The 19,432-nt window shown below is 61.4% G+C and carries 14 protein-coding genes; 7 read left to right on the forward strand and 7 right to left on the reverse strand.

What is annotated here, in order from left to right; translation table 11 throughout:
• Positions 1-222: 222 nt before the first annotated feature.
• Both SIL87_RS05515 and SIL87_RS05520 read right to left on the reverse strand, forming a co-directional pair.
• On the reverse strand, positions 223-1,890 hold the full coding sequence (locus SIL87_RS05515) for an IS1634 family transposase (RefSeq protein ID WP_319613198.1): 1,668 nt from the start codon (positions 1,888-1,890) through the stop codon (positions 223-225).
• A 62-nt stretch (positions 1,891-1,952) separates the two neighbouring features.
• Entirely contained in the window at positions 1,953-3,158 is a 1,206-nt protein-coding gene (locus tag SIL87_RS05520) for a hypothetical protein (RefSeq protein ID WP_319613199.1), read from the reverse strand.
• A 462-nt stretch (positions 3,159-3,620) separates the two neighbouring features.
• Here SIL87_RS05520 and SIL87_RS05525 point away from each other — a divergent pair, with 462 nt between their 5' ends.
• Positions 3,621-4,856 carry an outer membrane beta-barrel protein gene (locus tag SIL87_RS05525; protein WP_319613200.1) on the forward strand — a complete coding sequence of 412 codons (1,236 nt, stop codon included), beginning with the start codon at positions 3,621-3,623 and terminating at the stop codon, positions 4,854-4,856.
• A gap of 34 nt (positions 4,857-4,890) precedes the next feature.
• Here SIL87_RS05525 and SIL87_RS05530 read toward each other — a convergent pair whose 3' ends face one another.
• On the reverse strand, positions 4,891-5,475 hold the full coding sequence (locus SIL87_RS05530; RefSeq protein ID WP_319613201.1) for a CatB-related O-acetyltransferase: 585 nt from the start codon (positions 5,473-5,475) through the stop codon (positions 4,891-4,893).
• Between the two features lie 780 nt (positions 5,476-6,255).
• Here SIL87_RS05530 and SIL87_RS05535 point away from each other — a divergent pair.
• The gene (locus SIL87_RS05535; protein WP_319613202.1) at positions 6,256-7,110 is read left to right on the forward strand and encodes a DMT family transporter; all 855 of its coding nucleotides are present in this window, start codon (positions 6,256-6,258) and stop codon (positions 7,108-7,110) included.
• On the opposite strand, the gene SIL87_RS05540 is transcribed toward SIL87_RS05535, so the two are convergent.
• Genes SIL87_RS05540 through SIL87_RS05555 form a run of 4 tightly spaced genes read right to left on the reverse strand, consistent with a single transcriptional unit; the run spans position 7,094 to position 11,943 of the window.
• A complete protein-coding gene (locus SIL87_RS05540; RefSeq protein ID WP_319613203.1) occupies positions 7,094-7,687 on the reverse strand; it encodes a GNAT family N-acetyltransferase in 594 nt (197 codons plus the stop codon). The two genes, SIL87_RS05535 and SIL87_RS05540, sit on opposite strands and share 17 nt — an antisense overlap.
• A 9-nt stretch (positions 7,688-7,696) precedes the next feature.
• Complete coding sequence (gene rpoD, locus SIL87_RS05545) at positions 7,697-9,613, reverse strand: RNA polymerase sigma factor RpoD (RefSeq protein WP_319613204.1); 1,917 nt, start codon at positions 9,611-9,613, stop codon at positions 7,697-7,699.
• Between the two features lie 45 nt (positions 9,614-9,658).
• Positions 9,659-11,461, reverse strand: coding sequence for a DNA primase (gene dnaG, locus SIL87_RS05550; RefSeq protein ID WP_319613205.1), 1,803 nt, complete (start codon positions 11,459-11,461; stop codon positions 9,659-9,661).
• Positions 11,458-11,943 (reverse strand): GatB/YqeY domain-containing protein, encoded by a 486-nt coding sequence (locus SIL87_RS05555; protein WP_319613206.1) that lies wholly within the window; start codon positions 11,941-11,943, stop codon positions 11,458-11,460. The genes dnaG and SIL87_RS05555 overlap by 4 nt, the downstream gene beginning before the upstream one ends.
• 100 nt (positions 11,944-12,043) lie before the next feature.
• Between SIL87_RS05555 and carA the strand changes: the two genes are divergently transcribed.
• The 5 genes from carA (at position 12,044) to SIL87_RS05580 (ending at position 19,345) form a co-directional block, all read left to right on the forward strand.
• Complete coding sequence (gene carA / locus SIL87_RS05560; protein WP_319613207.1) at positions 12,044-13,390, forward strand: glutamine-hydrolyzing carbamoyl-phosphate synthase small subunit; 1,347 nt, start codon at positions 12,044-12,046, stop codon at positions 13,388-13,390.
• Positions 13,391-13,586: 196 nt separating this feature from the next.
• Complete coding sequence (locus SIL87_RS05565) at positions 13,587-14,231, forward strand: hypothetical protein (RefSeq protein ID WP_319613208.1); 645 nt, start codon at positions 13,587-13,589, stop codon at positions 14,229-14,231.
• Positions 14,232-14,328: 97 nt separating this feature from the next.
• Entirely contained in the window at positions 14,329-17,586 is a 3,258-nt protein-coding gene (carB, locus tag SIL87_RS05570; protein WP_319613209.1) for a carbamoyl-phosphate synthase large subunit, read from the forward strand.
• 84 nt (positions 17,587-17,670) lie between these two features.
• A complete protein-coding gene (greA, locus tag SIL87_RS05575) occupies positions 17,671-18,144 on the forward strand; it encodes a transcription elongation factor GreA (protein ID WP_319613210.1) in 474 nt (157 codons plus the stop codon).
• Positions 18,145-18,148: 4 nt separating this feature from the next.
• Positions 18,149-19,345, forward strand: a complete 1,197-nt coding sequence (locus tag SIL87_RS05580; protein ID WP_319613211.1) for a threonine ammonia-lyase — start codon at positions 18,149-18,151, stop codon at positions 19,343-19,345.
• The last annotated feature ends 87 nt before the right edge of the window (positions 19,346-19,432 follow it).

A 19,432-nucleotide genomic window follows, 5' to 3' on the forward strand; every position in this document is an offset into this window, starting at 1 on the left:
AGATCGGACGAGGACACCACCAAGCCGACGTCTTCGAGGTTCCACCGATCAAACCGCACTGCCGTTTGCGGCGCTCAAATCCAATGCCAATTTCGCGAGCAACTTCATAGTGCCCAGATGTCCGCAAAACGTTCCTAAGACCCAACTTCCACAGTGACGAAAAAAATAAAGTGATATTACAACGGGATAGAGGCCGTTTTGAGTTTTAGGCACCACAGGAATTCAGGTGGCGGGTTCACGTGATTTGGATGATGGCATCTCCTGGAACACGGGTGGCAGGCTCAACCCGACGGCACGGCAGACGGGATCGATGCTGGCGCGTGGGGCAGTTCGAAGCCGGGCTCGACGACCGTCCTGTTCGACGTCGACGACGCTGAGATCGGCGAGGTCATCGATGATCTGCTGCCATTCTGGCATGGGGTCTTTGCGTTTCGCGAGACGCGCAAGCAGTTCATGCCGGAGAATGAGGGCGAGAAACGTGCAGAAAATATGCCCGCGGATCGCAGCGTCGGTGCGGTGGTAAACCGGGCGGGTAGCCATCAAGGTCTTGCTGGCCAGGAAGCTTTGCTCGACCGAGAGGAGCTGGCGATAACGCAGGACCACCGCGAGCGGCGAGAGCTTCATGTTGGTTCTCAGCACGAACAGCCCGTCGAAGGCAGCGTCTGCCTCGACCTTTGCCGGATCGATGGCAAAGCCGGCGCCGTCGGGAGCGACAAGGAACCGTCGATACCCGCTGTTGCCGACGAGGGCCTTGTCACCCTGGGATAATTTGCGGGTGAGATCGCTCAGCAGCTTGGCACGTGTTTCAGCATCTTTGCGCGCCTCCTCGGGATTGCGGCAGACGATGTAGCGGCGACCGGCGATCTTCACCTCCTTCACGGCCAATTCGGTTGCCCCTTTCTGACGCGGGATGATCAGCGGCACGCTGACCCCGTCATCATTCAGAACCGTGTCGCGGATCTCCTTGCTGGACCGTTCGCGGGCCCCGAGGATGTAGTCGATACCCTGCGCCTCGAGTTGGGCGATCGTCGCCGCGCTGATCATGCCGCGATCCGCGACGACGCAGGCGCGGTTGATGCCGAAGCGCGATCGCAGCCGTTCGACCACGGGGAGCAGCGTGGTGACATCGGTCGTGTTGCCTGGCCACAGGAACGAGGTGATCGGCCGATCGTTCTCGTCGAGCACGATCCCCAGCACGACCTGATTGAGTTGCGGGCGATAATCCTTCGAGTGACCGCGTTGCCCGAGTGTCGCACCACCACGCCCTTCGAAATACAGCGAGGTGGTGTCGAAGAATGCGACGACCGCCGCGCCGAACAACGCTCGTCGATGTGCGTACAGCGCCTCCTCGATCACCTCCGCCTGGTATCTCTCCCGGGCATCATCCGGTGTGACCGGGGCGATCGGCTCACCGAGCCAGGCCATCGCCTTGTAGGCGTGATCGAGGGTGATCCCGTCTGCGCCGGGCACCTCGATGGTTTCCCGCCATGACGCGGCACGGCGGTCGGATCCCGATACCATCAGCCGATGCAGGACGGTGAGATAGACTGCGCGCTCGACATCAAAGCCGAAATGCCGATCAGCGAGGTGCTGGCGTAGACTCCCGGCACACCCCGTTTCCTGCCAAAGTCGGCCGAACACCAGATCGGGGCCGATACTGCGTCGTCGCAGTTCTGCCAATTCGCCCCGGTAGAACCGCGACAGCACGATCGACCGCCGCGAATGTCTGGCGGCCGACGCGATCAGGCCATCGAGCAAGCCAGAGTTTTCGACATCGTCGCGCCGACCAAGCGTGCTGATGACCTTCTGAACGTGGCGACCACCCTCGCGGACGTTCTGGACAAGGTAGAGATACTCGTACTGACCGATCTTCTTGACACGGATGAACATGGCTGCTGACCTACGATAAGGCAGAGCACCATGCCGAATCGGCATGAGTCAAGAAAAAATCATCAACCTATTCCTGCCAACCTCACGTGTTTAGCACCACATTTTGTCTGGCCGTTCAAAAACTCGCGGAATTCTGCGACTTTTTCACGCGCGTGAAGGGCAAAGTGTCGAAGTTGGGTAAGACACAGCCATGGTTGAGGTCTAAAAGTCGTCGCTAAATTAATTTGCGGATTGTCAACGACAATTTGTGTCTCAAGCCACCTGATGCATGCATCAGCGTCCGAGGATCGGGGACTTTCAAGTGTGGAATAGGTAAATCCATCAATGATTCTTTGGGTCGTCGCGGAATTATTATCGTCTGAAAATGTGCGTACAGCCGCTTGGCCCAAAAAAATGATGCCGTTCGGCACGCGTATTTCATCCAAGAACAAAATTCCGTTGACACGCATGGACTGGCAATTTAGCGCAATACCCGCGGATTTAAAAAAACCAAGTCTGCAAGACAAATCACCTTGAATATGAGCCCCTAGTAATCTTACTTCTCCTGCTGCCACAAATTCTTGGTCGATATCGACGTTACGCCTAACATTAATTCCGTCCATAGCTAATTGATTATTAAAAACACCCCGTCTGCAGGAAACACTTCCACCAATCTTGGCACTTAGGAGCCGGACAGCACCTGCAGCAACGAAACCATCATCAAAATATATAGAACCGCTAACGTCAATTCCGTCAGCGTTGATCGAAATGCCGGTTGGACCTTCGATAAAAAATCCGTGTCGGCAGTTAAAGTCGCCGACTATATGTGCGCCTAATAGACGGACTTCTCCCCTCGAAAGGAAACCATTGCGCAGGAACAGGCCAGCAGAGCACCTGATTCTATCAGCTTTCAATCCCGCTATACTACTTCCTTGAAAATTCAACAGTCCAACGACAGTCGAATCATTAAGAATAATTTCTTCAAATATGCGGCAGTTTAGCAATAAAATGCCAAAATTTATTGATGTACATTGGAGGTCAAGAAGCCCTATGATACAGCCACCAGAAATACAGATTCCCTTCTCATGAATGGGAGTATTTTCATCGCCGCCAACTGCAAGAAATCTTATGTATTCGGCACGAATAGTATTCGTTTCGTCAGATAATATAGGAAGCGCGGTTTCAAATTGCGCAATCTCACCGGCCGCAACAGCAGTTAGTAGTTTGCGCTCAGCGGTTCCGAGGGGTAAAAATTCTGCAAGCGTTGTCCCCCTTGGTCGCTGGCTCATTTATTGATTATGACATCCGAAGCGTTATGCGGCAATATCGGCGTCCGGCCTCTAACGACATAAAAAAAATAGGAGCAACCGGTCCTCGTCCAACGTCCATCTCTTCACAACCCGATACATGTCCAGCAAGCGTAGGTTGGGCAGAGCCCTTGCGAAGCCCAACAATCTCATCCGACCAATGCGTCCAATCCGCTGATCCCGCCATCACGCAACGGATCGCCACGCCGCCGGCCCAACTCCTCAAAAACCTCGAAGCCTCCCCGTTACGGAAAACCCCCAGCCTCAAACCCCCGCCGCCGTCTCCAAGATCGCATCCGGCATGACCTCGACCCGCGTCCATCGCCATCGTCCCCGCCACATGTAAAAACCTGTAAATCCCACCCCCACCAACCCCCTCTCACCTTCCTGTGACCCCACCCCATCGATATAGCCGCCGAGGAATATCGAAACAGGAAGCTTCACATGCAAAAAACCACCTCAGGCCCGCGCCTCGCAACCCTCATGGCGACCGGCGCCGCCCTCCTCATGCTCCACCCCGCAACCGCCGCCGCCCTCAACGGCCCGTCCTGGCAGAACATCGATGGCGGCCCCCTCGGTCCCCTGCAAATCTCCGCCGGCATCGATGGCTATTTTTACGGCCAATCCGGCACCGCCACCGACTCCGGCCAAAGCGTCGCCGGCACCAAATCGGTCGGCGCGGAAATCGACGATTTCATGATCGAGATGCGCAAGCCCACCGGACTCATCCAGTTCACCCTGCAGGCCGCCGAATATACCAACATCAACCTCGGCACCAATCGGCCCAAGGAAATCAACGGCAACGCCTACACCACCGGCCCCATCCGCGCCGCCTTCATCACCCTCGCCCCGAGCAAAGCCTTCAACATCTCGGTCGGGCAGGTCAACTCGGTCGAAGGCTACGAATCGGCCTTCGCCTGGAACAACCCGGTCGCCCTGCGCACCGTCATCGCCGCCGTCCAGAACAGCGAAAGCCGCGGCATCTCCGCCGTCTACAACCACGGCAAATTCAGCGGCACCATCGTCTTCGGCGACGGCTACGACACCGGCGTGTTCAACTACCTCCAATTCCTCCTCACCGAGACTTTCGACGCCAGCAACAGCCTGAACCTCTACGGCGGCGTCGCCCTCGGCGTCACCGGCCCCAACGCCTTCGCCTACGGCAGCGGCGGTGAAAGCGCAGGCGGCGCCAACGGCGTCGGCGGTCAGGGCCAGTTGGCTGCCGTCAATTCCAACCTGATCGGCGCATGGTACACATGGAGCCACGGCGGCCTCTCGCTCACCCCGGAAGCCCAATACCAATACGCCAAACCCCTCCACCGCTACGAATTCGCCACCTCCGGCGGCGTGTCGGACGATATCCCCAAAACCACCAGCAACTTCGCAACCGCCGTCTTCGCCGACTACCAATTCGCCAAATCGCCCTATTCGCTCGGTGCCTGGGTCGAATACGCCACCAGCAAAGGCTCCGCCGCGCAGGATGCCTGGTTCGTCGCCCCCAACGCCCAGCTCGTCGGCCTCGCCATCGCCCCCACCTGGCAGCACCGCAACCTCTACGCCCGGCTCAACATGGGCTACGTCCACCTGCTCGACCAGGGCACCCCCGCCGCCGGCTTCGGCAATGCCGGGCAAGGCACCAACCAGGTCGTCGCCACCATGGAATTCGGGCTGGTCTTCTAACCCCACAGCGCCGGGGGAAGGGTATCCCGAAACCCTATCCCCCCGCCGCCCGCAAAAACCCCGCCACATCCCCGCTCAACATCAGCGGCACGAACCGCTCGATCCGCTCATCCGGCCAATCCCACCACGCCAGCGCCTGCAACCGCGCAATCGTCTCCGCCTCGAACCGATACCGCACCAGCCGCGCCGGGTTCCCCGCCACAATCCCATAAGCCGGCACATCCCGCGTCACCACCGCCCGCGCCCCGATCACCGCCCCATTGCCGATCGTCACGCCGGACATGATCACAACATCCATCCCCACCCACACATCATGCCCGATCACCACATCCCCCTTCGATCGCGGATGCCCCGCAATCCCCCAGGCCGAACGCAGCCTCACATTGAACGGATACGTCGTCACCCAATCGGCCCGATGCTCGCCCCCCAGCAATATCTGCACCCCTTCCGCAATCGAACAGAACTGCCCGACCACCAGCACACCCCCCTCATCCTCGAACTGAACCGAAGGATTGCCATAACTCCCCCGCCCGATCGCATAACGCGGCAACACCCGCCGCAACTCATTCCGCTCCAACCAAGCGAGATCACGCTCCTTGCGCTCATCCCGGCCTGCCACTTTGTGCAACCTCCGCCTGACGCGCTGAAGCCATCCCCACATCATATTAACTCCTTCTAACGAGGCCCTGCGTTATTGCGGGGAGGGAAGCAATTGAGGGAGGGTAAGGCAAGGGAAAAAAGGGTTCTTTTTTGCAAAAAAGAACCAAAAAACTCTCTGAATCTGAGCCCGTGCCCTCTGAAACACCCGTGCCCCAACTAACAAAAGTTTTTTGCTACTTTTTTTCAAAAAAGTAGCCCTTCTTCCCTTCACTACGCTTTCTCACCCCCCACCCCCTGTGATGAATAGGGTGCGTGTCCAGCAATGCGCCGTCTCACCCTCTTACCCATGCCGATGTGATCGGCCGGATCATCGAGATCCTCGAAGGACTCCTCGCGGTTCTCGCGGCGCAATACCCTGACGGCAACCTGACGACCGGCGTGCTCAACCTCACCTGCCGCCGCCTCGCAGCCTACCGTGCCAGCAACGACAACCCCATCTCACGCACCCCCGCGCCGATTTCCCCGCCGCGCAGTGTCGGGCAGGGGAAACCGCGCGTGCCGTTCCCCACCCCGCGCAACCACGCTCCCCACAGTCCCGCGCACCCTCCTCACCGCATCCCGGTCGAACGCCGTTCCGCCGCCGCACCCCCGCCGGAAAATCAAAAATCACGCCCCACACCCACGCTTTCGCACGCCCATATCGTTACGATAACAAAACGAATAGCAGGGATCGCAAGCATTCGCTTCACCCGCCCCACCCGCTCTGATATCGTCCCGCCATGCCGCGCCCGCGCCTCTGATGATCCACGCCGCAATCCCCGTCGAGGCATTGGGCGCAGTCCTGATCGGTGCGGCCCTCCACGCCGCCTGGAATGTCGGCATCCGCGGCGGGGCGGACCGTCGGGCGGCAACCGTCGCGGTTCTCCTCGGGGCCGCACTGTGCGGCGCGATCTTCCTGCCCTTTCTGGCAGTACCGGCGCGCGCCTCCTGGTCCCATCTCGCGGTCTCCGCCGCCTTCCATCTGCTCTATTATTATCTCATCGCCGAAGCCTACACCGCCGGTGCCGTCAGCCTTGCCTACCCGATCATGCGCGGCACCGCCCCAGCCCTCACCGCCGCCGTTGCCGCCCTGGCCTTCGGCGAACGCCTCGGCTGGCATGGCTGGATCGGCCTGCTCGCCATCTCCGCCGGCGTCATCCTCCTCGCCCAGCCGCGCGGCGAACCCGGCGAACGCCGCGCGGTCCTGTTCGCCCTCGCCAACGCGGCCATCATCGCCGGCTACACCTTGAACGACGGTTACGGCGCCCGCCTCTCCCACGCGCCGATTTCCTATGCGCTCTGGACCTTCGTCCTCCCCGCAATCCCATCGGCCCTCATCCTGCTGAAATTCCGCCTCGGCCGCCTGTTCCGCCTCGGCCCCAAAGCCCTGATCTTGCGCGGCCTCGGCGGCGGCGCCTGCTCGGTCACCTCCTACGCCCTCGCCCTGTGGGCAATGACCCAGACCACCATCGGCAGCATCGCCGCCCTGCGCGAAACCGCGCTGCTGTTCGGCGTTCTGTTCGCGTGGTGGTTCCTCGGTGAAAATCCCGGCCGGCGCGGCCTCCTCGCCATCGGCATCGTCGCCTGCGGCGCCGCCGTCATCCAGCTCGGGTGAGCAACCGTTCCGGCACCACGAACCCCAACCGGCGCGGAATATCCCACACCTCGTTGATCTGGCGGATAATGCGAAATCCCGCCCGCTGATAATTCGGCAAGGCCCGGGCATGATCCGCCGTGCAGGTATTCACTGTCATCCCCCGCACCGGCCCGGCAAACACCCGCTCGATCGCGGCACCGAGCAACGAAAACCCGACCCCCTTGCCGATCGCCCAGGGCAGCAACCCGAAATAACTCAAATTCACATCGGGCCACGAGGTGGCATCGAGCTCGAAAAACCCCGCCTCGACGCCATCGAGCGTCAGAACATAAATGGCCACCGCCGGATCGGCGAGCAGCCGCGCCAGCATATCGTCCGGCATCATCCGCCGCAGCCACCACAGCCAGTTCTGCCCGACCCGATCGTAAAGGTCGCGATACCGCGCCACATCGATCGGGCGAACCAGCTCGATCGCCGCCCCCTCGGGCAATGGCGCCCACACCACCGGCGGCTTGCGATCGAGCCGCATGAACGTCACCGTCACGATCGTGCGGTCCACCGCCTCACCGGGTCGTGCCTGGGCATAATCGAGCATGGCGCGCCCTCAGTCTTCGAGAAAGCTCCGCAGCTTGCGGCTGCGCGAGGGATGTTTAAGCTTGCGGAGCGCCTTGGCCTCGATCTGGCGAATCCGCTCGCGCGTCACGTTGAACTGCTGGCCGACCTCTTCAAGGGTATGATCGGTATTCATGCCGATCCCGAAGCGCATCCGCAGCACGCGTTCCTCACGCGGCGTCAGCGACGACAGCACCCGCGTCGCCGCCTCCCGCAGATTGGCATGAACTGCGGCATCGAGCGGAATGATCGCATTCTTGTCCTCGATGAAATCACCGAGATGACTGTCCTCCTCGTCGCCGATCGGGGTTTCGAGGCTGATCGGCTCCTTGGCGATCTTGAGCACCTTGCGGACTTTTTCGAGCGGCATACCGAGCTTTTCGGCGAGTTCCTCCGGAGTCGGCTCGCGCCCGATCTCGTGGAGCATCTGGCGCGAGGTACGGACCAGCTTGTTGATCGTCTCGATCATATGCACCGGAATCCGGATCGTCCGCGCCTGATCGGCAATGCTGCGGGTGATCGCCTGGCGGATCCACCAGGTCGCGTAGGTGCTGAACTTGTAGCCACGGCGATACTCGAATTTATCGACCGCCTTCATCAGCCCGATATTGCCCTCCTGGATCAGGTCGAGAAACTGCAGGCCGCGATTGGTGTATTTTTTGGCAATCGAAATCACGAGGCGCAGATTGGCCTCGATCATTTCCTTCTTCGCCCGCGTCGAATCGCGCTCGCCGCGCGAAACGGTGGAATAGACCCGGCGGAATTCCTCGATCGGCAGTTGCGCCTCGGCGGCGATCCGCCCGATCTGCGCTCGCAGATCGGTAATCTGGGTGCCGAAGCGCGGCACGAACAGCTTCCAGCCCTTGCCCGGCAGTTTCGCCACGTCATCGAGCCAGCCGGGGTCCATCTCCCGCCCGCGATAGGCCTTGAGGAACTCGTCGCGCGGCACTTTGCAGCTCTCCGCCAGCCGCATCATCTGGCCTTCCAGCCCGTTCATCCGCTGGTTCAGTTCCTTGAGCTGAATGACCAGCTCCTCGATCCGGTTGGCATGGAGCCGCACCTGCTGCACCTTCGCGACCAGTTCGTCGCGCAGCTTCTCGTAGGTCTTTTCCGAGCGCGTGCTCGCCTCCTCGCCGGCGTTCAGTGCGTCCAGCCGCTTGTGCTGGAGCTTCATGAACTTCTCGTAGAGCTTCTCGATCTCCGTGAAGGTCTCGAACACTTCCGGCTTGAGCTTTTCCTCGACCGCGGAAAGCGACATGCCGCTGCCTTCGGACTCCTCCTCGTCATCGACCTCCTCGACCACGGGGGCCGAAGGATTGAACCCCGCATCGCCGCCGCCCTGGGTCGCTTCGAGGTCGATCACGTCGCGCAGCAGCATCTTGCCGTCCTTGAGCGCCTCATGCCACGAAATGATCGCGCGGAAGGTCAGCGGGCTTTCGCACAGCCCGCCGATCATCATGTCGCGCCCGGCCTCGATCCGCTTGGCGATGGCAATTTCGCCCTCGCGCGACAGCAATTCCACCGTGCCCATCTCGCGCAGATACATCCGCACCGGATCGTCGGTGCGGCTGCCGCTCGATTCGCTGATATTGCCGGCCGGGGTCTCCTCGTCGGCCTCGGCGGCTTCCTCTTCCTTTTCGGCGGCAGGCGCGGCTTCGGTTTCTTCGGCTTCCTCGCCCTCGACGACCTGGATGCCCATTTCGCTGAGCGTCGCCATCACGTCCTCGATCTGCTCGGAGCTGTTCTGGTCCGAGGGCAGCACGGCGTTGAGTTCATCGAACGTGATGTAGCCGCGTTCCTTGCACTTCGCGATCAGCCGCTTGAACGCCGCCGATTGGATATCGAGGGTGGGGCTGTCGGCTTCGGCTTCAGGAACGGCGGTTTCGGCGGCGGCGGGTTTCAGAGCCATTATGCATCAGTCTCCAAGGCGAGAGATAAATCGCAGATCATTCGGTTAAAAAACGGCATCGCTGTCGGCTTCGCCGCGTTCGGCCCGTTTCAGGGCGCGCGTCAGCGAAACCAGGCGATTCCAGACTTCGGGTTCCGGCTCCTCTTGCCAGCGTCGGCTCTGCTCGGCGCATTGTTCGCGCAACCAGCCAAGGTTCATGAGCCCGTAAATCCCGTACCAAGATGCTTCCAACTCGGCCATCGCAGCCGGGTCGGTCTCGGGGGTGTGCTGCGGAAAGAGCGATATCACCCGATCCGCCACATCTCGAAGACCCGACGAAGTCAAATGGTTGAGCAGATCGGCAGAGTCAAGGGCCTCGGCACCATGAAACCACTCGGACATCGAATCGCGCAGCCGTGCGCAATCATCGGGAAGGGTGAGCAGACCGAATGCTTCTTCTAGATCGGGCAACATCGATGGATAGCAAAGTAAAATTGCGGTGAGCAGCCGTGCGCGGCGCCCGACCGTCGTTTCGGTGTCGATCGCCGGTCGCGGAAGCGAAACATGGGGGGATTTCTGGCGCGATGATTTGCCCGGACCGGCTTTCTGGAATCCCTGGCGTCGCTCGGCATACAGGCGATCGATCATGGCCGCGCGGTATTCCCCTGCCAGTGACTTGTCCTCGATACTGCGGGCCACGGCTTCGAGGCGTTTGCGGAACGCGGCCCTACCCTCGGGCGTCGCCCGATCGGCCCCGTCGGCCAGCATGTCGAACAGGGTCTGCGCGAGGTGCGGAACCGTCTCGATCCGCGCCTTGAACGCCTGCGCGCCCTCGCGGCGGATCAGACTGTCGGGGTCGTCCCGGTCGGGCAGCGCCAGAACCGCGAGACCGCGATCCGGCGCGAGCGCCCTGATCGCCAGTTCGGTCGAACGCAACGCCGCCCGCCGCCCCGCGGCATCGCCATCGAAACACAGGAGCGGGCGAGGCGAGATCCGCCATAATTCGGCGAGGTGCTGCTCGGTCAGCGCGGTGCCCAGCGGGGCGACCGCACCGGAAAATCCGGCCTGATGCAGGGCGATGACATCCATATACCCTTCGACCACGATGAGAGTGGCGCCGCTGCGCACGGCGGATCGCGCGAGATCGATGCCGTAGAGGGTCTGACGTTTGGAAAACAGGTCGGTCTCGGGGCCGTTGAGATATTTCGGCTGGCCGTCGCCGAGCACCCGGCCACCGAAACTGATGATCCGGCCCCTGCGGTCGCGGATCGGGAACATCACGCGGGCGAAAAAATAATCGACCGGACCGCGCTCGGTGGCTTTCAGCAGCCCGGCCTCGATCATCCGGCCCGGCGTGATGCCCTGGCGGCCAAGCGCCTCGGTGATCACCCCCCGCCCTTCGCCGGACCAGCCGAGACCGAACTGCTCGATCGTCGCGTCACTCAGCCCCCGCCCGCGCAGATAGGCGAGAGCAGACGCGCCCTGCGGCAGGCGAAGCAGGCGGCGATATTCGGCGGCGGCGGCGGCCAGAACCTCGGACAGATCGGCCTCGCGCCGCTCGGCCTCGGCGGCCTGGGGGGTGGGCTTGGGCACCTGCATCCCGGCTTCGGCGGCAAGGCGCTCGACGGCTTCCATGAAGCCCGCCCCATCGTTCTGCATGACGAAACTGATCGCATCGCCATGCGCGCCACAGCCGAAACAATGATAATGATCGTCATAGACATAAAACGACGGCGATTTCTCGTTGTGGAACGGGCAGCACCCCTTCTGGTCGCGGCCGGAACGCGCCAGCCGGACCTTGCGCGCGATCAGCGGGGCCAGCGGGGTGCGGGCGCGCAGTTCATCGAGAAAATTGGGCGGCAGGCTCATAGGGCGGCGAGTTTCGCCTTCACCGCCGCCGAGGCGGAGGCCATGTCGAGTGCGGTGCCGTGAGCCGATTTCAGCGCGGCGATGACTTTGCCCATGTCCCTCGCCGAGGCGGCACCGCTCGCCGCGATGGCCCGATCGATCGCGGCATCGAGCGCCGAGCCGTGCAGGGTCTGGGGCAGGTAGGTTTCGAGAATGGCGATTTCGGCGGCTTCCTGGTCCGCGAGGTCGGGGCGGTTGCCTTGGCGGTATTGGGATTCCGACTCGCGGCGGGTTTTGACCATGCCGCGCAGCATCGCAATGATCTCGTCATCCGGCACCGCCTCGATGCCTTTCGGGCGGGCTGCGATGTCGGTATCCTTCAGTTTGGCGGCGGCCATGCGCAGTTTGGCGGCGGCCATGCGCAGTGTGGAGACGGTCAAAGCCTGCCGGGCGAGCATGGCGGTTTTGAGGTCGGCCTGAAGGCGGGCACGTAATTCACTCATCGCAATATCCTTTCAGGGTCCGGAAATAAATTCCGGCATAGCATCGTCGGGACATTTTTCGGTTGATCCCGGATTTAATTTCCGGCACTACCGCAAAATCATGCCAAAATCCATTGCTGAACTGATCGATCGTCTGGGCGGGGCCGAGGCCGCAGCCCGGCTTACCATGGTTTCGACCGAGGCGGTCCGCAAATGGCGCAGTGCCGGTGCGATTCCGGCCCGTCACTGGCCCGCGGTGCTGGCGGCGACCGGGTTGACCTTGCACGATCTGCCGGGCGGCTCGGCACCCGATGCAGTGTCCGCGCGGCCCGAGGCGGCGACGGCGGCGCTGGTACTGGGTGATGGGCGGGTGTTCTGGGGCCGCGGCTTCGGGGCATTCAGCGACGGGATGCCAGCGGAACTGTGTTTTTCGACCGGGATGACCGGGTATCAGGAAACCCTGACCGATCCGTCGTTTGCCGGGCAGATCATCACCTTCACCTTTCCGCATATCGGCAATGTTGGGGCGAACGGGGCCGATGTCGAGGCGACTACCGCCTTTGCGCGCGGGCTGGTGATCAACCGGGACATCACGGTACCGTCGAGCTGGCGGGCGGCGGAAGGGCTGGCGCGCTGGTGCCAGCGCATGGGGCTGGTCGGGATTGCCGGGGTCGATACCAGGGGATTGACCCGCGCGATCCGCGATGACGGGCCGCCGAACGCGTTGATCGCGTTTCCACAGGATGGCCAGTTCGATCTCGATGCGCTGGTTGCGCGGGCGCGGGCGTGGCCGGGTCTGGCCGGGATGGATCTGGCGCGTGAGGTCTCGTGCACCCAGAGTTACGAGTGGACCGAGACGGTCTGGGACCGGGTGCAGGGGTTCGGCCGGCAGTCCGCACCGCGCCATACCGTGGTGGCGGTCGATTTCGGGGCGAAGCGCAATATTTTCCGCAATCTGGCGAGCGCGGGGTGCCGGGTGATCGTGGTGCCGGCGACGGCCTCCGCCGAGGATATTCTACGCCATCGGCCGGATGGGGTGTTTTTGTCGAACGGTCCGGGCGATCCGGCGGCGACGGCGGCTTATGCGGTACCGGCGATCTGTGGCGTGCTCGATGCCGGGGTGCCGCTGTTTGGTATTTGCCTCGGGCATCAGTTGCTCGCCCATGCGCTGGGGGGGACGACGTACAAGCTGGCGCGCGGGCATCGGGGGGCTAATCAACCGGTGCAGGAGATTGCGACCGGCAAGGTTGAGATCACCAGCCAGAATCATGGGTTTGCGGTTGATGAGGCCTCCTTGCCGGAAGGCGTTGTGGTGACGCATCGGAGCCTGTTCGATGGTTCGAACGAGGGGATTGCGTGCGTCGGGAAGCGTTGTTTTTCAGTGCAGTATCACCCGGAGGCGAGTCCGGGACCGTCCGATGCGGGGCATTTGTTCGGGCGATTCACGGCGATGATGGAGGAAGTATAGGGAGTTTACGGGGTTATACGGAGATTTGTGTATAACCGGGTAAACTTTGTATAACTTGATCATGAATTTTGTTACGGACATTTTTGCATTCGTTGCCGTAGATACGCGGTTTAGCTGCCTATTCGTGATGATACCTAAGTTCTGCGTTCTTGTAACGTTAGATATACCATAAGAAATACTGTCATAAAGGCAAACCATGTCACCATTATATGATGAAGAGACCGGCGAGCCAAATTATGAGTTAACATCTCTTGAACGTGAAGTTTTTAAAGCCCTAACAATTTTTACTAAAGAACAAAATCTTGATGCCATAATTGCATCTCACTTGACTTCGTACAATATTGGTGATTTCAGTCCAGCGATTATAAAAGCTAAACTAAAGAGCTTTGAAAAAATAGGCCTGATAACTAAGGAGTTTGACGACGAAGGGAGGTCGGCTTGGTGGGAGTTTACGCCCGATGGTGCCGAATTCGCGTATTCGTTAATTAATTCGAGCAAAGTTCTTGATGTAAAACAGTTTCTGACCATTGATCAAAATCTACAGGAAGTTAAAGAAGCGGAGCAAGCACTTGCTATTTTATCAGATGAAATTAAAAAGTCGAACAGTTTATTTGCAAATCGAGAAGAGCGTATGCAAGTCTCCAAAGAAATTGATTACATTAGAGATCTGATTTTAGGTCCGCGGCTACACGTATCTAGTTTTATTGAAATTGCACAGAATAATAAGACCATCAGATTTCTAGTTACCCAAATTGCAAGTGAAGTAGTAAAATTAGCCGCCTCTAATGTCATTGAAAAATTGGGGCCGGTAATTCGATTTGTTCGTTCCATGATGAGTTGAAATATCCTCAAACTAATGGGGTCTGGGGCCTAAGGCCCCAGCGGGTGCAGGGCAGAGCCCTGCTGCTTATCTTCATCGTCTAACTCAAGGACTAACCATGCCCAAGCGCACTGACCTGAAATCCATTCTGATCATCGGTGCCGGTCCGATCGTGATCGGTCAGGCCTGCGAGTTCGATTATTCTGGGGCGCAGGCGTGCAAGGCGTTGCGCGAGGAGGGGTATCGGGTTGTGCTGGTCAATTCGAATCCGGCGACGATCATGACCGATCCCGATCTGGCGGATGCGACGTATATCGAGCCGATCACGCCGGAGATGGTCGAGAAGATCATCATCAGGGAGCGGCCCGATGCGTTGTTGCCGACCATGGGCGGACAGACGGCGTTGAATACCGCGATGGCGCTGGCGAAATCGGGGGTGCTGGACAAGCACGGGGTCGAGTTGATCGGTGCCAAGGCCGATGTGATCGACCGGGCGGAGGATCGGCTGAAGTTTCGCGATGCGATGGCCGAGATCGGGATCGAGGGGCCGAAGAGTGCAATCGCCCATTCGATCGAGGAGGCATGGGCGGCGCTGGAACTGGTGGGGTTGCCGGCGGTGATCCGGCCCTCGTTCACGCTGGGTGGCACGGGGGGCGGAATTGCGTTCAACCGCGAGGAGTTTCTGGAAATCGTCACCAGCGGCCTCGATGCGTCGCCGACCACCGAGGTGTTGATCGAGGAGAGCGTGCTCGGGTGGAAAGAATACGAGATGGAGGTGGTGCGCGACGCGGCGGATAATTGCATCATCGTGTGTTCGATCGAGAATATCGATCCGATGGGCGTGCATACGGGTGATTCCGTGACGGTGGCGCCGGCGCTGACGCTGACCGACCGGGAATTCCAGATCATGCGGGATGCCTCGATTGCGTGTCTGCGCAGGATCGGGGTGGATACCGGCGGGTCGAACGTGCAGTTCGGCGTCAATCCGGCGGATGGGCGGATGGTGGTGATCGAGATGAACCCACGGGTCTCGCGTTCGTCCGCTTTGGCTTCGAAGGCGACGGGGTTTCCGATCGCGAAGATCGCGGCGAAACTGGCGGTGGGATATACGCTGGATGAGTTGCGCAACGATATCACGCAGGTGACGCCGGCGAGTTTCGAGCCGACGATCGATTACGTGGTGATCAAGATCCCGCGTTTCACCTTCGAGAAGTTTCCGGGCACGCCGGCGTTGCTGACCACGGCGATGAAGTCGGTCGGTGAGGCCATGGCGATCGGGCGGAGTTTTGCCGAGGCGTTGCAGAAGGGGTTGCGCAGTCTGGAGACCGGGTTGTCCGGGCTCGATGAGGTCGAGGCGCCGGGGGATGGCACGCATGATGCGTTCCGCGCCGCGCTTTCGACGCCGCGTCCGGATCGGTTGCTGATCGCGGCACAGGCGTTGCGGGCCGGGCTGTCGATTGCGGATATTCACGCGACGTCGAAATTCGATCCGTGGTTTCTGGAGCAGATGGCGGAAATCGTCGCGGTGGAGCGCAGGATTGCGAGCGAGGGTCTGCCGGAGGACGCGATTGGCCTGCGGGCGGTCAAGGCGCTGGGATTTTCCGACAAGCGGCTGGCACAATTGACGGAACGCGCGGAGACATCGATTGCGGCGGAACGCGCCGCCCTCGGCGTGGTGCCGGTGTATCGGCGGATCGACAGCACGGCGGGCGAGTTCGCCTCCGCCACCTCGTATATGTATGCGACGTATGAGGGCGGGTTCGGCGTGCCGCATTGCGAAGCCGACCCGACCGACCGGCGGAAGATCGTCATTCTGGGGGGCGGGCCGAACCGGATCGGGCAGGGGATCGAGTTCGATTATTGCTGCGTCCATGCCGCCTATGCGCTGCGCGAGGCGGGGTATGAGACCATCATCGTCAATTGCAATCCCGAAACGGTTTCGACCGATTACGATACGTCGGACCGGCTGTATTTCGAGCCGCTGTTCGCCGAGGATGTGATTGCGCTGATCCGGCGCGAGCAGCAGAACGGCACGGTGCTCGGCTGCATCGTGCAGTATGGTGGGCAGACGCCGCTGAAGCTGAGCCAGGCGCTGGAGGATGCCGGAATTCCGATTTTGGGGACGTCTGCCGATGCGATCGATGTTGCCGAAGATCGTGAGAGGTTCCAGGTTTTGCTGAAATCGCTCGGGTTGCGTCAGCCGGAAAACGGCATTGCGCGCTCGGCGGAGCAGGCTGAGGCGATCGTCGAGAAAATCGGGTTTCCGGTGGTGATCCGGCCAAGCTACGTGCTCGGCGGGCGGGCGATGGAGATTGTGTATGATCTGCCCAATCTGCGGCGGTATATGCGCGAGGCGGTGATCGTTTCGGGCACCAATCCGGTGCTGATCGATCGGTATCTGAACGATGCGATCGAGGTGGATGTCGATTGCATCGCCGATCGTCAGACCGTGTATGTCGCGGGGGTGATGGAGCATATCGAGGAGGCCGGGATTCATTCCGGCGACAGCGCGTGCTCGCTGCCGCCCTATTCGCTGTCGCCCGCCGTGGTGGCGGAATTGCGCTCGGAGACCGAGGCGATGGCCAAGGCGCTGAACGTGGTCGGGCTGATGAACGTGCAGTTCGCGATTCAGCTCAACCAGGCGGGGGGTGAGAATGTCTATGTGCTGGAGGTCAACCCGCGCGCATCGCGCACCGTGCCGTTCGTGGCGAAGGCGACCGGGGTGCCGGTGGCCAAGATCGGCGCGCGGGTGATGGCGGGCGAGGCGCTGGCGTCGTTCGGCCTCGATGACACCATCATGCGCAGCCATGTCGCGGTGAAAGAGGCGGTGTTTCCGTTCGCGCGGTTTTCCGGCGTCGATGTGCTGCTCGGGCCGGAGATGAAATCCACCGGCGAGGTGATGGGGCTGGATGCGAGTTTCGCGCGCGCCTTCGCCAAGGCGCAGCTCGGCGCCGGGGTGAAGCTGCCGCGCGCGGGGACGGTGCTGCTCTCGGTGCGGGATGGCGACAAGGCGGCGATCGTTTCAATTGCGCGGCGCTTCGTCGATCTCGGGTTCGCCATCTTGGCGACGCGGGGGACGGCGGCGCATCTGTCGGACGCCGGAATTGCGGCGCGGGCGGTGAACAAGGTGCTGGAAGGCCGGCCACACTGCGTCGATGCGATCCGCTCGGGCGAGGTGCAGCTCGTGATCAACACGGCATCGGGCGCGCAGACCGTGGCGGATAGTTTCGACATTCGCCGCTCGGCGCTGACGCATGGAGTGCCGCACTTCACCACCATCGCGGGGGCGCGGGCGGCATCCCACGCCATAGCAGCCTTGGCGGCGGGGAGTCTTGAAGTTGCGCCGCTTCAGTCGTATTTTATCCAACCGAGCTGACTGGTGCCGTGGCTGGAACTTTCCGGTCGCGGTGCGCGCATTTATGCCAACTGCCTGCTGTTTAAAAGACTTTAAGGAATCGCCGTGCAAAAATTCCCGATGACCGGGCCCGGACTGACCAATCTCGAAACGGAGTTGCGCCACCTCAAATCCGAGGAGCGCCCCGCGATCATCCGCGCGATTGCCGAAGCCCGGAGCCATGGCGATCTGTCGGAAAACGCGGAGTATCATTCGGCCCGGGAGCGGCAATCGTTCATCGAGGGCCGGATCGCCGAGCTGGAGGAAATCATTTCCGCCGCCGAAGTGATCGATCCGGCGACCTTGACAGGGGACACCATCAAGTTCGGCGCGCAGGTCGAGCTGATCGATGAAGAGACCGAAAAGCAGGTGCGGTATCAGATCGTCGGGCTGCACGAGGCGGATATCAAGCAGGGCCGGCTCTCGGTGACCTCGCCGCTTGCGAAATCGCTGATCGGCAAGAAGCCGGGTGATACGGTTTCGGTGCCGGCACCGGGCGGCGACCGGAGTTACGAGATCATCACCGTCCGGTTCGGCTAGGGTTTTGGTCACGATCGAGGATATCGAGGCGGCGGCGGACCGCATCGCCGGGGCGGTGCAGCGCACGCCGCTGGTGTATTCGGATGCGCTCTCGCGCGCGACCGGGGCGCGGGTGCTGTTGAAACTGGAAAATCTGCAGGCAACCGGCGCGTTCAAGGAGCGTGGTGCGGCCAACCGGATCGCGTTGCTGACCGAGGCTGAGCGCGCGCGCGGCGTGATTGCGATGTCGGCGGGAAATCACGCCCAGGCGGTCGCCCGGCACGCGCAACTGGCGGGGATCGCCGCGACCATCGTGATGCCGCGTTTCACCCCGACCACCAAAGTGATGCGCACGCGTGCCTGGGCCGCGCGCGTGGTGCTTCACGGCGAAACCCTCGCCGAGGCGGCGGATCATGCACATGAACTGGCGGCTGCCGAAGGTCTCGTGTTCGTTCATCCCTATGACGATCCGGCGGTGATCGCGGGGCAGGGGACCATGGCGCTCGAAATCCTGGCGGATGCGCCGGATCTGGACATGCTGGTGGTGCCGACCGGCGGCGGGGGATTTCTTGCGGGCTGCGCCACTGCGGCGAAGGCGAGGCGGCCCGGGCTTGCAGTGCTCGGCGTCGAGGTCGAGGCCTATTCGGGCTTTGCTCAGGCGCTGGCCGGACAGCCGATCACGGTCGGCGGGGCCACGATCGCCGAAGGAATTGCGGTTCGCGACATCGGTCAGCGGCCACTCGCCATCCTGCGGGAGCTTGGCACCGAAATGCTGGTGGTGCCGGAATCCGCGGTCGAACAGGCGATCGCGCTGTTGATCGAAGGCGGCAAACTTGTCGCCGAAGGCGCGGGCGCGGCGGGGCTGGCGGCGGTGCTGACCTATCCCGACCGGTTCGCGGGCAAGACCGTCGCTCTGCCGATCTGCGGCGGCAATATCGATACCCGCACCCTCGCGAACACATTGCTGCGCAACCTGCTCCGCGACGGGCGGATTCTCAAGATTCTGATGGAAATCCCGGACCGTCCGGGCGTGCTCGCGGATATTTCGGCACGGATCGGCAATCATGGCGGCAATATTATCGAAGTGGTGCATCAGCGCCTGTTCGCCTCGCCGACGGTGCAGGCGGCTCATCTGGAAATCATGATCGAGGCGCGCGATGCGGAGCATGGCAATGCGATCGTTGCGGTGTTGGAAGAGGTTTATACTGTCAAGCGGATGTGAGGCGGGACGGGTAAGACTTCTTTTCTTGAAAAAAAGAAGCAAAACAACTTTGCTCCAAAACTTTGCTCCTTTGGGACTGCGGCATTG

Origin of the sequence: Acidiphilium acidophilum (assembly GCF_033842475.1) — a bacterium.
Lineage (GTDB): Bacteria > Pseudomonadota > Alphaproteobacteria > Acetobacterales > Acetobacteraceae > Acidiphilium > Acidiphilium acidophilum.